Consider the following 13,338-nt stretch of genomic DNA (forward strand, 5'->3'; position numbering starts at 1 on the left):
TTAAAAGGTTACAGGCTGAGCAGGTCGCGGGCTAGACTGAGACCGACTAGGGCAAAGGTAGCAAAGGATACCCATTTGACCACAGCAAGCTCTTTGTCAAGGCGGCTGATATCACCTTGCAGCTCTGCTTTGACTTTAAATAAATCACCTTTTAACTCTTCTTTCACTTTAAACAAATCACCCTTGCTTGCCAGTTGGTTCTCAGCAAACTCGTTAAATACGATTTTATTTTGCTCCGCTAAGGCTTCAGCTTGTTCAGCGCTAAATCCATTGGCCTCCAAGGTTTTAGCATATTTAAGTGTGTCAAAAATAATTGTATGCATATGAAACCTCTTTCAAAAAATGAAAACTAAGAATGACTATGGCATGGCTTAAATTATACAGCAAGGCTTATTCCAGCCGCATTATAAAACCTATCCTAACCCCACAGCCATTAAGTTTAAAAAATGCCCGTCATTGCGAGGAGCGCAGCGACGCGGCAATCTCCAGCCAACCGCGGACACCCCGTCATTCCGGCGAAGGCCGGAATCTTCAGCCGACTGTGCACTGGTTCCAAAGATTGCTTCGCTTCGCTCGCAATGACGCAAGTTGGTTCGCTCCGTATTGTCACTGATTTATTAACTTAATATTCGGGATGGATCAATAAACCTCGTCGTGGCTGCCTATGTCAATCGGAATGATTTCATTGTCTTTTAGAATAAAGTCAATCACAACGCGATATTTCATATTGATTGAAACACTGTAGTAGTCGTTCAATTTGCCTTGTAGTTTATGCAGTCTTAGTGAAGGGTGGTAGGGGTCAAGCTCTAGTATTTCTATTGTTTTAATGTAGCGCGCTAAAACATCGGGGTGTTTTTTTATAAACCTTGTTAGCTTTTTAAAATATTCGTCTGTGCGAATGATTTTATAGGGCATTGATTAGCTCGTTTGCATGTTCTTTAGCGGTTTGGACCTTGTAGCGACCTTCCTTGATATCTTGCATCGCTAGCATATGGGCTAAATCAAGTTCTTGTTGTCTAAATTGTTGGTAACGTGCCATATCTAAAACAACGTATTTGTTTTTTCCACGCACATTGATAATCAGCTCATCGGCGGTTTCCAGCAGTTTGCTGAAAAATGATACGCCCTTGGTTTTAATTTCGTTTGCAGATACAATCATAATTCACCTCTTAAGAGTACGATTTAAAGTACTTTAGCATGGCTTAAATTATTCAGCAAGGCTTATTCCAAGGCAATATCTAAGCTAAACCTGTGTTCACCGCGTTGGATTGTTAGGTTTACAACCAGGCCTGGTTGTGTGGTGTAGAGGGCGAGGATTAAGTCGGCATAGTGTTTTAATGATTGGTGATTGAGTGCGCAAATACAGTCGTCTTTTTGTAGACCCGCTTTGGCGGCGGCACTGTCGTCAGTGAGGTCTTGAATGCAGGGCGTTTTGCCATTAAAACGTGCGCCGATCTTGCCATGATCTGGCAGGTTAATCGAGTCGGTGTACACCCATTGATCTACAAATTCAGCGCGGTAGTTTTCAAATGAGCCGCTGCTGATGGTGATTTGCTGGAGTTCAGCTAGCTGGCGAGCCATGTCTTTGGGTATCGCTTCAAAATGACCAATATGAAAGTTACCAGCAAACACCAATAACTTGTGATCAGGGTGATGGTTTAAAAAACGCACTGCATTGGCGGCCATGGTTTCATCCCAGATGCGTTGGGCATAAATAAAGTCTTCGACATCCCGATCAGGCGGAATTTTGTCGCTAAAAAACTGACTGAGGCGCTGATGTTGGGCGTCACCTGGGGAATGAATCTGAGGCATAGATTGGCGTTGAATCAGGCTTAAACTGTTTCGGCCTTGGCTGGCGACTTGGCGGGTCAATTCATTCGGTGCGTTGAGCGCGATGACTCGAATTTGATGTTGTTTGGCATAACGCATAATCGGTTGTAACAAGCGATAGTCAAACCGCCAGCGCTGAAAATATTCAGTGTGCTGGAGCATGTCGGCTTCGGAGATGGCGCCATAAATGTAGCCATCCAACCAGGGCTGAAATGCGGCTTGAAACCATTCGACGCCGATGGCGAGTTGAGGGTGTTGTTGGTGTAAACTTTGTAGCATCGCCAGCTGTACCAGATGGTCTTCAAAGTTTGGGTGGATTTCACCAACATGCACCACACGGTACTGGGGCAGGCTTTGTTTGAGTTGATCAAGGCTGATTTCGCTTTGACCATCGTCCACCGTGGTTTGCCAGTTTGCAACAAACGTCAGGGGATCGACAAGAGCGGGGTGCGGATCGTCTGCGGCACTAATCAATGCGCTGTTGAGCATCACCACAACGCCGAGGAACAGTTGAAACCAGCTAGTTTTGCACATCAAGGGCGCTCACCCAGGCCTGGTTGCTTTTAATCTCATCGACACGCACCCGCTGATTCGCTTGAAAATCGGCTTGTGGATTGGCGACTACCCAATGAGTACCGTGATAAAACACCACCCATTGGTCATTATGCAACGACAGCTGGCCTATTTCACCGGTTTGATAGGTGTCGAGCTGGTCGGCTTCAGCATTATGCGGCGCGATGATTTTTTTTCGTAACGCGAATAACAGCACCATGCCGATAGCAAAGGCAAAGATGAGTTGGTATTCGCCATGTTCAAAGTCAACAAACAAGCCGACTAAGCCGACAAAAACTAAGCCTAAGCCAAACCAGAATAAAACAAACAACCCAAAAAGAATTTCAATGCCAATCAGTATCAGGCCCGCGGCAATTAAAATCCAGCTGGGAATTAACTCCAATAGCCCAATTGAACTCATTTCAGCTGACCTGCTTGTCCTAGCAAGCTCTGTAAGGCGCTTAGCGAGCCAATCAACTCAGCGGATTCATAAGGTACCACGATTTTGTTTTGTGAATCGCTAGCGGCGATACCTTCCCAAGCTTTAATACGATCTTTTGCTAGTAAGAATTCAGCCGCATTCGGATTTGATTGCATCGCCAAGGCAATCATTTCAATCGCCTGCTGTTGGCCTTGCGCCAGTTGGATTTGCTCATAACGACGTGCATCTGCGGTACGTTCAATCGCTTCGGCTTCTTTAAAGGCTTTCTGACGATCACCTTCGGCCTTGGCGATGGTGGCATTTTTTAAGCCTTCGGCTTCGGTTTCAGTCGCGCGACGCTCACGCTCGGCACGCAGCTGAAGTTCCATCGCATGTTGCACCACTTCAGAAACAGAAATGTCTGAGATTTCAACGCGGGTGACTTTGGCACCCCAGTTGGCGGAAGCGGCATCCAATGCCATTAATAATGTCGCATTCAGTGTGTCACGCGAGGAGAGGGTGTCGTCTAAATCCATTTTACCGATTTCAGAACGAAGAGTGGTTTGCGCAAGTTGCGAAATCGCATGTTTTAAATCTAAGATTTCATAGGTCGCTTTGCGTGCAATTCCAATACGCATAAATACCAATCCATCAATTACAATACTGACATTGTCCTTGGTGATGACTTTTTGCACCGGAATATCAATCACCTGTTCTTGTGTGTTAAATTTTGCTCTTACCCGATCAACAACGGGAATAATAAAGTTTAAACCACCACTCATAGTGCGGTGGTAACGCCCAAGACGTTCAACAACCTGTTGCTCAGCCTGCGGTACAATTCGAATACCCGCTATAAAGTAAACAAATACAACCCCTAAAAGAATAAGTGTAAAAATCGTGAAATCCATGATCTAAAAGTCTCCGTTTGCCAATTAAGTTGGTAGAATCAAATTGCTTTATAAATAATATACTTTTGCATTTGTGTAGTATTCATTCAACTCCATAATACAACAAAAATGTAACATAAATATGACTCTAGGAGGGTGTATGTTAAAAAAGACTTTAAAAGCGGCTTTATTAAGTGTTGGACTTGTTAGCGTTGCCGCGCCAGTGGCTTATGCCGATAGCTTGGTGGTAGAAGTGCCGCGCTTGACACTAGAAGTAAACAATAAAATAGCAATGGAAACCATTAAAGCCTGTGAGGCAAAAGGGATTCCTGTATCTGTTACCGTGGTAGATCGTAATGGCATCATTATGGTCAAGATGCGAGATTCAATGGCTCCACCGGTATCCTTGCCGATCAGCCAGAAAAAAGCCTATACCGCTGTGATGTTTAACGCCAATGGTTCACAGCTAACCCGCCAGGCCGAAGGCGCATTGCCCACATTGGGTGAAGGCTTAGCCTTTATGGCTGGCTCGGTCACTATTTCTGCCGGCGGTCGTTTGTTTGGTGCCGTTGGTGTAAGTGGCGCTCCTGATGGCATGGTCGATGAAGAATGTGCGGCGGCGGGTGTTGAAGCAGTGCAAATGGATTTAGAAATGATGTAACACAACCAGGCCTGGTTATTCTAGGCCTGGTTATCCCAGGTCTGAAAATCAAATAACGAAAATTAGACAAACCTCATCAATAGCGCTATAATCCGCGCACATCACGGAGAGCTGGCTGAGCGGTTGAAGGCGCACGCCTGGAAAGTGTGTATAGGTTAATAGCCTATCGGGGGTTCGAATCCCCCGCTCTCCGCCATTACACTAAATTAAGCCCGATTATACGGGCTTTTTTTATGCATAAAATAATATAAAATCAACAATTTAGCGTTCTATTTGCAATTAAGACGTATTATCGTGTATTATCAAATATTATTGAAAAGCGGGTAACAGGTCGGGTAATATTTTGCGTTACCCGCTTTGAATCCTTGCGTTACCCGCTTTTGACAACCATTGATAAACAGAGGGCTAGCGATGTTAACGGATGCAAAGATTAGGCGGTTACGCTTTAAAGAGGGGAAAAAAAACAAACACGCCGATACCAACGGGCTTTATTTGGAGGTAAGGAAAACAGGGGCTAAATTTTTTCGTTACCGTTTCCGAGTCAATAAAAAAGAACAAACCCTAACCTTTGGCGAATATCCGGCGGTAACGTTAGCCAACGCCCGACAACTTCGAGATGATGCCCGCGTGCAAGTATTGCAAGGGTTTAACCCGATTGAACAAAAGCGCCAAGCCGTGCAAGCGGTTCAACAGCAGCAGCTTATTGCCCAAAACTGCAAAACCTTTGAACAGGTTGCAAGCCTTTGGCTTGAACAGATGTATAAAAGCAAATCCTATAACTATGTGAGGGATACTAGCCAACGCCTTGATAAACACCTATTACCCAAAATAGGGGCGCTTAACATTGATGAGATCACCACGCGCCAATTAATCCATGCATTTAAACAGATTGAACAAACAGGGAGGCTTGAAACCTTGCGGCGTATGCAGCAATACGCCAACAAAATATTTTTGCACGCCATTGGCTTTGGTTACTGCGAAAATAACCCCGTTGGCAATATAGCCCGCGATCTATTCGACAAACCCATAAAAAGCAATTACGCCCACACAACAGACCGCAAGGCATTGGCGCAAGTATTACGCGCCTTGGATAGCTATCAAGGCGATATATCCACCCTGAAAGCATTAACCATGCAACCCCACGTTTTTTTGAGGTCTAAAGAATTAGCCGGTTTACGGTGGGATGAAATAGACCTAAATCAAGGGTTAATTGAGATCAGCGCCGAACGTATGAAAAAGAAACGCCCCCATCTTGTGCCGATCACCCCGCAAGTTTTAGACGTTATCGAGTATATGCGCCCGATCAGCGGTGATTGTGTTTATGTATTCCCCAGCCCAAGGACACAACAACGCCCCCTAAACGAACAAAGCCTAAATGCGGGGATGCACCGGCTAGGGTTAAAAAACATTCAAACCTTTCACGGTTTTAGGCATACAGCTAGCACCTTGTTAAATGAAATGGGTTTTATTAGTGACTACATAGAGAAACAGTTAGCTCATGAACAAAGCGGGGTGCGGGGGGTGTATAACAAGGCCGAATACTTGCCCCAGCGTTTTGACATGATGACCCAATGGAGTAACTTTTTGGACAGCCTTAAAACGGGTGAAAATGTGATCCCACTACACACACTAAAACAAGGTTAAACGCCCCCTATTTTTCATGGGTAAAAACACGGTTTTTTAGTGTCTGTTTTATTGGTTTTGTGTGTGTGCAAATATGCATACCATTAAAAAACGAGTGGGGTTAATGGGGTTAGTGGGATTTTGAATTTTATTTCAATAAAAACAGTAGTTTATACAACCCCACTCTAGTGGGGTAACGGTGTGGGGTAATGGGGTGAGTGGGGTTGTATACAAAATAAAACGTAATAACAAACACGATAAAATGAAAGTTGTGTGCAAATAGTGTGCAAAATATCACTTTTAACGCCCGTTTAACACCTGCATTTTTCAATCCAATTTAATCAAAAAAACAGCATGTAAAACCAAACCAACCACCGCCCCCAAACAGAGTAAAAAACGCACCCATAAAACCAGCCTATCTAGCGTATCAACTCAACCAGGTCTGCTAGTCAATCCAGCCTGCGAGCATCAAGCGTCCGTGCGTTTGGTTATGTGGTAGCCGTGCTGGTATCGGTGCTGGTGTCGTTACCCGCTTCGGGGGTGGAGTAGGCGCAACCTAGCTAGCCGATCTAACGCATCAACTCAACCAGGCCTGCTAACCTACCAGTGGATTCAATCCCGCCTGCCAGCGTCAAGCGGTGGCTTGTTTGGTTATCTTGTGGCCGTGCCGGTGTCGGTATCGGTATCGGTGCTGGTGCTGGTGTCGGTGCTGGTGTCGTTACCCGCTTTGGTGGTGTAGCTGGTGCAATCATGCCAATCGATCTAACGAGGCCTGCTAACCTACCAGTGGATTCAATCAAGCCTGCCAGCGTCAAACGGAAGCTTGTTTGGCTATCTTGTGGCCGTGTCGGTGACGGGTGTCCTTGTCTGCTTTTTTTGGGGGGGGGGCCGGTGCGACTATACTAGCCGATCACAATCAAACAACAGTACAAAATCACCTTAATGACAAGTTTTTTACCCTGGGAAAAGAAAAAACCGATTAAAAAACCGTTTCAGAATATGTAAAAATAAAGGAATGTAAAATTCTGCTTTTTGTAATATTCTTGTTTATTTAAGCTTATTTTGGTTTATTTCTTATCACTCCCTCCGTATTTTGTCAAGGGCAAACATTAGCCCAATCTTGGCCCAATTCTTTTTGCAAATTCTATGCTTTAATAATAACCGAACACATAAAACAGACTTATAAGCAGAGGTAAGCACACATGATAGAAGAAGCCAAAAAACAACAAAGCACAATTTTTTTACAGGCAGCGGGGGGTGCATATTCGGCGGATACTTTAAGCCGCTTGCGGGTGATGCGAGCTAAACAGGTTCACGAACTCACTAAAATATCTATCCCGCATATTTACAAGCTGGCAAGGGATGGAGGATTCCCAAAACCACGCAAACTAACGGCAAACACAAGCGTTTGGCTTGAATCCGAGGTGCTGGAATGGATGAATGAACGCCTTGGCTTGAATGGTTAACAGGGTTTTTAACGATGAATAGTAAAATTATGTTGAATTATACGGGATTATCGGTTAATATCGGAATCCTAACTAAAAACTACTGCACGCCATGCCACGCGTCTAACTTGGCTTTTTTTGTGTCTAAAATCAACCAGGCCTGCTTAGGTTTGCACGCTTTAGGCGCAAAATACCGCAACCATATTTCTAAATATGAGCGGGTTAAAGGTCGGATACAAGAGCCGGTAACGGTAAAGAAGACCAAACGTGTAGTAGCGTTTAGTAATACCCGCTCACCTGACATTAAAACAGGGGAGTTATTAACTGGAAACTACTACGGAGGGCAAACCATGCCTTTAATCACCTCAAACCGCCTTGCGGCCTTTTCTTTTGTCGTTAACTTACCTGACGATTCATTTATAAAAACCGTTTCCGCGATGTATAGCGCTGGGGAATGGCTAGCCTACATCACGACCACACGGGAACAAAACGCCCCGATCTGTAACCACCAAGGCCAAACTATGCGCTTTGATTCACTGGACACCCTAGCGCGCTATTTAGCCGATTCGGGATTATGTGAATTTGATGTGTCTTTGCTTGGTTTAAAAGGGGCGGCGTAATGTATACCGATAAAATCATGAACATTCTAATCAATCAAAACCTTAACGAAACTTTGAATAAAGGGCGGCTAAACAAGCTGGATGATACCGAGGCGAAAGCCGTTAAAGATATAGCCTTTTTTAGCTTTCAAGAAGCCCAAATACGCCTAGACCAAATTGAATCTATCAGCAACGCGCTAACCACCGCTTTACACCATACAGACGAAGGCATTTTCAACCCCATTAAGGATGGGCTACAGATTGCCCACTGGTTGACCAGTGAAGCAAGAACCTTGCAAGCGCTGTTAAGCATGCACGAGGAATCTTTGGGGGTAGAGCGCACACAGGGGAGATTATGCCAAAACACCTAAACCAAACGAGCGGCTAGCCCGATCTAAACCCTTTTAACACAGTGTTTTAAACAGGATTCAGAGCCTAAAAATTGGCTTTGCGGTTCTCTGCATCCTGTGCTTCACCCATACCCGCTAATAACTAATGTTTTTACTTATGAGGAATTAATCATGCAAACCAATAACCAACCCTTATACATTATGACCCCGCAACCTGTAGGCCGCTTTGCGCCCTGTAGCTCAACGCTTTTTATTAAAAGCTTAATCGAAAAGCATTCAGAAACCCGTTTTACTGATATGAACCTAAGAGAAGACCAGCGCAAACCAACCTATAACCGGCTAGGATATCGTTTTGGGTTTGTCGATAACCAACAGAAACAGCATTATTACTATTATTTCTTAGAACGCGCGCTAAACGGTGAACTTTTTGGTTCTAAGCGATCATATAGCTTGCAACACGCTACCACCACACTAATAGCAAAAGGCCTGCTATTAACTGAAAACAATTCAGCCTTAACGCTAACCCCATTCCCCACCGAAACAGGCAAACCCGCGTTTTGTTATGCGGTGTCGAGTGAGATTCTGAGCTATGGTAATGAAATTTACAATATTCAGCAACATACCCCAGTTTGTGTAACACCGCCCAAACCAATTAGTAACGGCTTTGAGGATTTATAGCCTATGAGCGCAAAACACCCAAACCAGCTAGAGCACCCGCCAATAGACATAGGCGCGCTAATGGCGATGCTGAATTATATCCACCCTGATAGCCCCCGCGATGAATGGGTTGAGGTTTTAATGGCGGCTAAGTCGGAATTTGGCGACAAGGCCAAAGAGGTGATGCGGGAATGGAGCGCAACTGCCCCCAGTTTCAAACCTGATGCATTTAATGCGACATGGAAAAGCATACGAACCGGCGGGGGGATAACGATTAAAACACTGGTTAAAAAGGCGATGGATAACGGCTATCGATTTGCACCGGTTAGCCGTGATGATGAAAAACGCCTTAAAGCCGAACGCAAGAAAATGGCGGATTTGCGAGCACAGACAGAAAGGCTTGAAGCAGAAAAACGACAAGCAAACTATAACGAAGCTAAAGCCAAAGCGCAAGCTATTTGGGGCAAATTATGGGCGTGTAGCCCAACCAAGCCCGACCCGCTAACCGGTACACACTTACATCCCTATTATGCTAAAAAGCAGATGATTGAAGAAGCTAGGCGGTTTGGCATTGCCCCGATCAGTGGTAACGCCTTGGTTATACCGGTTTACAAGTTTAACCCGCAAGGCGTTAAAGAAGTGGTAAGCCTGCAATTTATCGACCACGAGGGCGGAAAACGGTTTTTAAAAGGCGGGGAAATAAAGGGCGGCTTTGTTGCTTTGCCGGGTAGCTGGGATTATGTACTTGAACTGGTGATCTGTGAGGGCTATGCAACAGGCTTAACCCTAGCGGCGCATTATGCCCCGTTATCTAATATCGTTTGCGCATTCAATGCCAATAATTTAAAGCCGGTGGCGAACGCTTGGAAGCGCCACTATCCAAGGGCGCGTATGTTAATAGCGGCGGATAATGACCGAGAAACCGAGCAACGAACCGGTAAAAATGTGGGGCTTGAAAAAGCAACCGCCGCCGCGCTTTCAGTCGGGGGCGCGGTGTTTATCCCTGAATTTGCGGATAATGAACAAGGCACAGACTGGAACGACCGTTACCTATTAGATTTGAATAACCAAAACAGCGGCGGGGTGACAGCATGGCAATAAAAACAGATATACCCAAAGGCGAACCACTAAAGCCTAGCAAGGGGCACGAATCAACAGATTTAAGCATGGTTAAGGCTTCATTAGGCCATGATAGTTTAACCGCCCCCGCATTGCCCCAGGGCTTTCATTTTGATAACAACGGTTATTTGATTTATAAAGACCCGGCAGCGGATGAACCAACGCCAATCAAGATTTGCTCTAAGCTGGAAGTGACGGCAATAACTTGTGATGAAAACTATATGAACTACGGGCGGGCGCTGGAGTTTAAAGACCCGTTAGGCAAATTAAAAAAATGGGTTATGCCAATGAATATGCTGGCAGGGCGCGGGGATGCGTTGCACGGTGTTTTATTGGATATGGGGTTAAAGGGTTTAACCACAGGGAAAGCTAAAACCTTACTTGCAAATTATCTACACGATTGCCAAGGCTCAAAAGTAGCTACTTGCGTTTTTAAAACCGGCTGGTTTGGGGATGCTTACGTGTTACCGAGTGAAACCATTGGCGATAACCCCGATAAGCCAATCATGTTTCAAACTGAAAACCCGCTATTAGTCAACTTTGAGCAAAAAGGCATGCTGGAAGCGTGGCAGCGTGATGTTGCAAGCTTTGCTGTAGGCAATAGCCGGATATGCTTTGCGATCAGCACAGCGTTTACCGCGCCCTTATTGAGTTTGTTTGGTATCGAGGGCGGCGGCTTTCATTTACGGGGTGAATCATCTAAGGGCAAAACGATTGCGCTTTATGCAGCGGGAAGCGTGTGGGGTAGCCATAAGCGTAAACGTATGTGGCGCGCCACATCAAACGGTTTAGAGTATACCGCCTTTAGCCATAATGATTCTTTGCTATGCTTGGATGAAATGGGTGAAATGAGTCCAAGAGAAATAGGCGGTACGGTGTATATGTTGGCGAATGGTCAAGCCAAGCAGCGGGCGAATGATATTCGATTAAAAGAATGGCGTTTGTTGTTTCTATCAACGGGTGAGTTGGATTTAAAAACCGCAATGGCGGCGGCAGGCGATACCACCAAAGCGGGGCAAGAGGTGCGAATGCTGGACATCGAGGCCGTTTGCGGGGAATACGGGGTGTTTGATACCTTGCTAAAGGGCTATGAGAACAGCAAGCAGCAAGCTGAATCCTTATTGCACAACACAGCTCAAAATTATGGCGTGGCGGGTGTGGAGTTTATAAAGCGGTTTATTGCACAAAAAGAGCGCGCTAGCTTGTTGTTTAGAACGATAAGGGAACATTTTACTAACAACCTAACGCCCGCGAACGCCAACAGCCAAGTTTCAAGGGCAATCAATCGGTTTGCGATTGTGGCGGCGGGGGGTGAAGTAGCGACAGAGTTAAAAATCACCGGCTGGCAACCGGGTGAAGCGTATGAGCGTGTAAGGGATTGTTTTAACAGCTGGTTAAACAATCTTGAAAGCGCTAACCATTCACGGGAAGAAGTACAGGCGATTAGCAACATTAGGGGCTATATTGAGCTTTATGGTAGCGGGCGTTTTGAAAGCCTTAACCGTGTTGAAGATGACCACGCGCCCAAAGTTATCCAGCGCGCCGGATGGGTGGGCACGTTGCCAATGGGCTCAGAGGTGTTTTATTTCTTTTCACAAGAACATTTTAAAAGTGAGGTTTGTGGCGGGCTTGATCATAGATTAGTATTGAAAACCTTAAACAAGCACGGCTATTTATTAACGGAATCGGGGGGCAATACCAAGCGCCTAGCGTATCGTGGGCTTAATATAGGGGGCGGGCAAAAAATTAACGTGTATGCAGTTAATTCAAAAATTCTAGAGCACGGGGGTGGCGATTAATCCGAACGACTAGGAAAACTACCAAACAAGCCTAAATTTACGCGCCTCATGGGGCGCTTAAAAGCCAAACCGATACCCATCAAGCACAAACCACAAAAACAGGCTATTGAGATTTTACGCCTGATCAAGCACATATTCACCATCCCTAATTTTATAAACGGTGTGGCGGCTAATACAATATTCCTTTGAAAGCTTTGCCATAGTCACCCCCATTTTTATTTTTTCCTGTACTTCTTTAACCTGGGCAACAGATAAGGCGGGTTTTCTACCTTTATAAATGCCTTTGGCTTTGGCGTTGGCAATGCCCTCTGCTTGGCGTTCTTTAATTAGGGCGCGTTCAAATTGTGCTATAGACCCCAATATATTAAGCATTAATTCATTTACATGGTTAGCGCTGTCTTGCTTAAATTCAAGGTTCTCTTTAACAAAGCGAACGGCAACCCCTTTGGCGGTAAGCGTGGCGATAATGTTGTTTAAGTCCTGCAAGCTTCTGGCAAGGCGATCAATGCTATACACCAGCAACAAATCACCCTCACGAACAAAACCCATGCAGGCTTCAAGCTGGGGGCGTTTTGCATCCCTTGCGCTTGCTTTCTCTTCAAATGTCTTTGTGACCGTGTACCCCTCAAAAATTTGGCGTTCGGTGTTTTGGTTTTCGCTTGAAACGCGAACATAAGCGACGGTTGCCATGATGATTACCCCTCGTTGATAGATTTTAACAATGTATATTTAGACTATAGGCATAGTATACATTTAAAAAAGTGTTTATCAAGGGTTTGTTTTAGGTATTAATCAACATTTTATAAAAAAGGTCTAAAACCTTAGATATACATTTAAGGCTAAACAAACACCCTAGCCGGCGCAACCTTGCCAGCCGATCTAACCCAATCAACTCAACCAGGCCTACTAATCAACTCCACCCGAAAGCGTTAGCCGGTTCATTCGCTTATAGCAAGGACAGCACCAATATAACCGCCCCCCAGAACGCGACTAGCGTTAATAATGCGGTACGCAACAGACTTAACAAATACATACTTACCACCTTTTAATAAACTAACCACAAAACACTATTGAGAAAAATTTTAATTAGCTTACAGCCTTAGCCGTCACATATCTAGGTTATAACCAATCTAGCCATGCCAGCGTATTCAATCTCGCCTGCGAGCGTCAAGCAGCGAGGTGTTTGGTTAGACTGTAGCCGTGCTGGTGTCGGTGTCGGTGTCGGTGCTGGTATCGTACCCGCTCTGGGGGCGTGACTGGTGCAATCATGCCAGCCGATCTAACCAGACCTGCTAGCCTACCAGTGGATTCAATCAAGCCTGCCAGCGTCAAGCGGTAGCTTGTTTGGTTAGCTTGTTTGGTTATCTTGTGGGCGTGTCGGTACTGGTGTCGGTG

At 45.2% G+C, this 13,338-nt stretch carries 17 protein-coding genes and 1 tRNA gene; 9 read left to right on the top strand and 9 right to left on the bottom strand.

Going from position 1 to position 13,338, the window contains the following annotated elements:
- Nucleotides 1–8: 8 nt before the first annotated feature.
- The 6 genes from NA59_RS07520 to NA59_RS07545 form a co-directional block, all read right to left on the bottom strand.
- Nucleotides 9–323: a CCDC90 family protein gene (locus NA59_RS07520; RefSeq protein ID WP_044410423.1), complete on the bottom strand. Its 315-nt coding sequence runs from the start codon at nucleotides 321–323 to the stop codon at nucleotides 9–11.
- A gap of 316 nt (nucleotides 324–639) precedes the next feature.
- Nucleotides 640–915 (bottom strand): type II toxin-antitoxin system RelE/ParE family toxin, encoded by a 276-nt coding sequence (locus NA59_RS07525; RefSeq protein WP_044410426.1) that lies wholly within the window; start codon nucleotides 913–915, stop codon nucleotides 640–642.
- Entirely contained in the window at nucleotides 905–1,159 is a 255-nt protein-coding gene (locus tag NA59_RS07530) for a prevent-host-death protein (protein WP_044410429.1), read from the bottom strand. The genes NA59_RS07525 and NA59_RS07530 overlap by 11 nt, the downstream gene beginning before the upstream one ends.
- A 62-nt stretch (nucleotides 1,160–1,221) precedes the next feature.
- Entirely contained in the window at nucleotides 1,222–2,364 is a 1,143-nt protein-coding gene (locus NA59_RS07535; protein ID WP_052501528.1) for a ChaN family lipoprotein, read from the bottom strand.
- The gene (locus NA59_RS07540; RefSeq protein WP_044410432.1) at nucleotides 2,351–2,803 is read right to left on the bottom strand and encodes an NfeD family protein; all 453 of its coding nucleotides are present in this window, start codon (nucleotides 2,801–2,803) and stop codon (nucleotides 2,351–2,353) included. The genes NA59_RS07535 and NA59_RS07540 overlap by 14 nt, the downstream gene beginning before the upstream one ends.
- The gene (locus NA59_RS07545) at nucleotides 2,800–3,711 is read right to left on the bottom strand and encodes an SPFH domain-containing protein (protein WP_044410435.1); all 912 of its coding nucleotides are present in this window, start codon (nucleotides 3,709–3,711) and stop codon (nucleotides 2,800–2,802) included. The genes NA59_RS07540 and NA59_RS07545 overlap by 4 nt, the downstream gene beginning before the upstream one ends.
- 139 nt (nucleotides 3,712–3,850) lie before the next feature.
- Here NA59_RS07545 and NA59_RS07550 point away from each other — a divergent pair, with 139 nt between their 5' ends.
- The 3 genes from NA59_RS07550 (at nucleotide 3,851) to NA59_RS07560 (ending at nucleotide 5,995) form a co-directional block, all read left to right on the top strand.
- A complete protein-coding gene (locus NA59_RS07550) occupies nucleotides 3,851–4,351 on the top strand; it encodes a GlcG/HbpS family heme-binding protein (RefSeq protein WP_044410437.1) in 501 nt (166 codons plus the stop codon).
- Nucleotides 4,352–4,456: 105 nt separating this feature from the next.
- Nucleotides 4,457–4,547 (top strand) — tRNA-Ser (locus NA59_RS07555).
- Nucleotides 4,548–4,762: 215 nt separating this feature from the next.
- On the top strand, nucleotides 4,763–5,995 hold the full coding sequence (locus tag NA59_RS07560) for a tyrosine-type recombinase/integrase (RefSeq protein ID WP_044410440.1): 1,233 nt from the start codon (nucleotides 4,763–4,765) through the stop codon (nucleotides 5,993–5,995).
- A gap of 548 nt (nucleotides 5,996–6,543) precedes the next feature.
- Here the strand turns inward: NA59_RS07560 and NA59_RS15095 are convergent.
- Nucleotides 6,544–6,774, bottom strand: coding sequence for a hypothetical protein (locus NA59_RS15095; protein ID WP_157792569.1), 231 nt, complete (start codon nucleotides 6,772–6,774; stop codon nucleotides 6,544–6,546).
- Between the two features lie 402 nt (nucleotides 6,775–7,176).
- On the opposite strand from NA59_RS15095, the gene NA59_RS15370 reads away from it, so the two are divergent.
- The 6 genes from NA59_RS15370 to NA59_RS07590 all read left to right on the top strand — a co-directional run bounded on the left by NA59_RS15370 (nucleotide 7,177) and on the right by NA59_RS07590 (nucleotide 11,943).
- Nucleotides 7,177–7,440 (top strand): helix-turn-helix transcriptional regulator, encoded by a 264-nt coding sequence (locus NA59_RS15370; protein WP_044410442.1) that lies wholly within the window; start codon nucleotides 7,177–7,179, stop codon nucleotides 7,438–7,440.
- A gap of 14 nt (nucleotides 7,441–7,454) precedes the next feature.
- Entirely contained in the window at nucleotides 7,455–8,039 is a 585-nt protein-coding gene (locus tag NA59_RS07570; RefSeq protein ID WP_044410445.1) for a hypothetical protein, read from the top strand.
- A complete protein-coding gene (locus tag NA59_RS07575) occupies nucleotides 8,039–8,389 on the top strand; it encodes a hypothetical protein (protein WP_044410448.1) in 351 nt (116 codons plus the stop codon). Before NA59_RS07570 ends, NA59_RS07575 begins: the two co-directional genes overlap by 1 nt.
- Nucleotides 8,390–8,539: 150 nt before the next feature.
- Nucleotides 8,540–9,046, top strand: a complete 507-nt coding sequence (locus NA59_RS07580) for a hypothetical protein (protein WP_044410451.1) — start codon at nucleotides 8,540–8,542, stop codon at nucleotides 9,044–9,046.
- Between the two features lie 3 nt (nucleotides 9,047–9,049).
- Nucleotides 9,050–10,126, top strand: coding sequence for a PriCT-2 domain-containing protein (locus NA59_RS07585; protein ID WP_044410454.1), 1,077 nt, complete (start codon nucleotides 9,050–9,052; stop codon nucleotides 10,124–10,126).
- A complete protein-coding gene (locus NA59_RS07590) occupies nucleotides 10,117–11,943 on the top strand; it encodes a DUF927 domain-containing protein (protein WP_052501529.1) in 1,827 nt (608 codons plus the stop codon). Before NA59_RS07585 ends, NA59_RS07590 begins: the two co-directional genes overlap by 10 nt.
- Nucleotides 11,944–12,057: 114 nt before the next feature.
- Here the strand turns inward: NA59_RS07590 and NA59_RS07595 are convergent, their stop codons facing one another.
- On the bottom strand, nucleotides 12,058–12,633 hold the full coding sequence (locus NA59_RS07595; protein ID WP_044410458.1) for a recombinase family protein: 576 nt from the start codon (nucleotides 12,631–12,633) through the stop codon (nucleotides 12,058–12,060).
- 477 nt (nucleotides 12,634–13,110) lie between these two features.
- A partial coding sequence (locus NA59_RS15555) for a hypothetical protein (protein WP_232504058.1) occupies nucleotides 13,111–13,338 on the bottom strand: 228 nt, incomplete at its 5' end.

It is taken from the genome of Thiomicrospira microaerophila, assembly GCF_000934765.1.
GTDB lineage: Bacteria > Pseudomonadota > Gammaproteobacteria > Thiomicrospirales > Thiomicrospiraceae > Thiomicrospira > Thiomicrospira microaerophila.

What these genes read in the sequence shown, in the direction of transcription:
- NA59_RS07520 (WP_044410423.1), bottom strand. Translation starts at nt 323, where the DNA reads ATGCATACAATTATTTTTGACACACTTAAATATGCTAAAACCTTGGAG.
- NA59_RS07525 (WP_044410426.1), bottom strand. Translation starts at nt 915, where the DNA reads ATGCCCTATAAAATCATTCGCACAGACGAATATTTTAAAAAGCTAACA.
- NA59_RS07530 (WP_044410429.1), bottom strand. Translation starts at nt 1,159, where the DNA reads ATGATTGTATCTGCAAACGAAATTAAAACCAAGGGCGTATCATTTTTC.
- NA59_RS07535 (WP_052501528.1), bottom strand. Translation starts at nt 2,364, where the DNA reads ATGTGCAAAACTAGCTGGTTTCAACTGTTCCTCGGCGTTGTGGTGATG.
- NA59_RS07540 (WP_044410432.1), bottom strand. Translation starts at nt 2,803, where the DNA reads ATGAGTTCAATTGGGCTATTGGAGTTAATTCCCAGCTGGATTTTAATT.
- NA59_RS07545 (WP_044410435.1), bottom strand. Translation starts at nt 3,711, where the DNA reads ATGGATTTCACGATTTTTACACTTATTCTTTTAGGGGTTGTATTTGTT.
- NA59_RS07550 (WP_044410437.1), top strand. Translation starts at nt 3,851, where the DNA reads ATGTTAAAAAAGACTTTAAAAGCGGCTTTATTAAGTGTTGGACTTGTT.
- NA59_RS07560 (WP_044410440.1), top strand. Translation starts at nt 4,763, where the DNA reads ATGTTAACGGATGCAAAGATTAGGCGGTTACGCTTTAAAGAGGGGAAA.
- NA59_RS15370 (WP_044410442.1), top strand. Translation starts at nt 7,177, where the DNA reads ATGATAGAAGAAGCCAAAAAACAACAAAGCACAATTTTTTTACAGGCA.
- NA59_RS07570 (WP_044410445.1), top strand. Translation starts at nt 7,455, where the DNA reads ATGAATAGTAAAATTATGTTGAATTATACGGGATTATCGGTTAATATC.
- NA59_RS07575 (WP_044410448.1), top strand. Translation starts at nt 8,039, where the DNA reads ATGTATACCGATAAAATCATGAACATTCTAATCAATCAAAACCTTAAC.
- NA59_RS07580 (WP_044410451.1), top strand. Translation starts at nt 8,540, where the DNA reads ATGCAAACCAATAACCAACCCTTATACATTATGACCCCGCAACCTGTA.
- NA59_RS07585 (WP_044410454.1), top strand. Translation starts at nt 9,050, where the DNA reads ATGAGCGCAAAACACCCAAACCAGCTAGAGCACCCGCCAATAGACATA.
- NA59_RS07590 (WP_052501529.1), top strand. Translation starts at nt 10,117, where the DNA reads ATGGCAATAAAAACAGATATACCCAAAGGCGAACCACTAAAGCCTAGC.
- NA59_RS07595 (WP_044410458.1), bottom strand. Translation starts at nt 12,633, where the DNA reads ATGGCAACCGTCGCTTATGTTCGCGTTTCAAGCGAAAACCAAAACACC.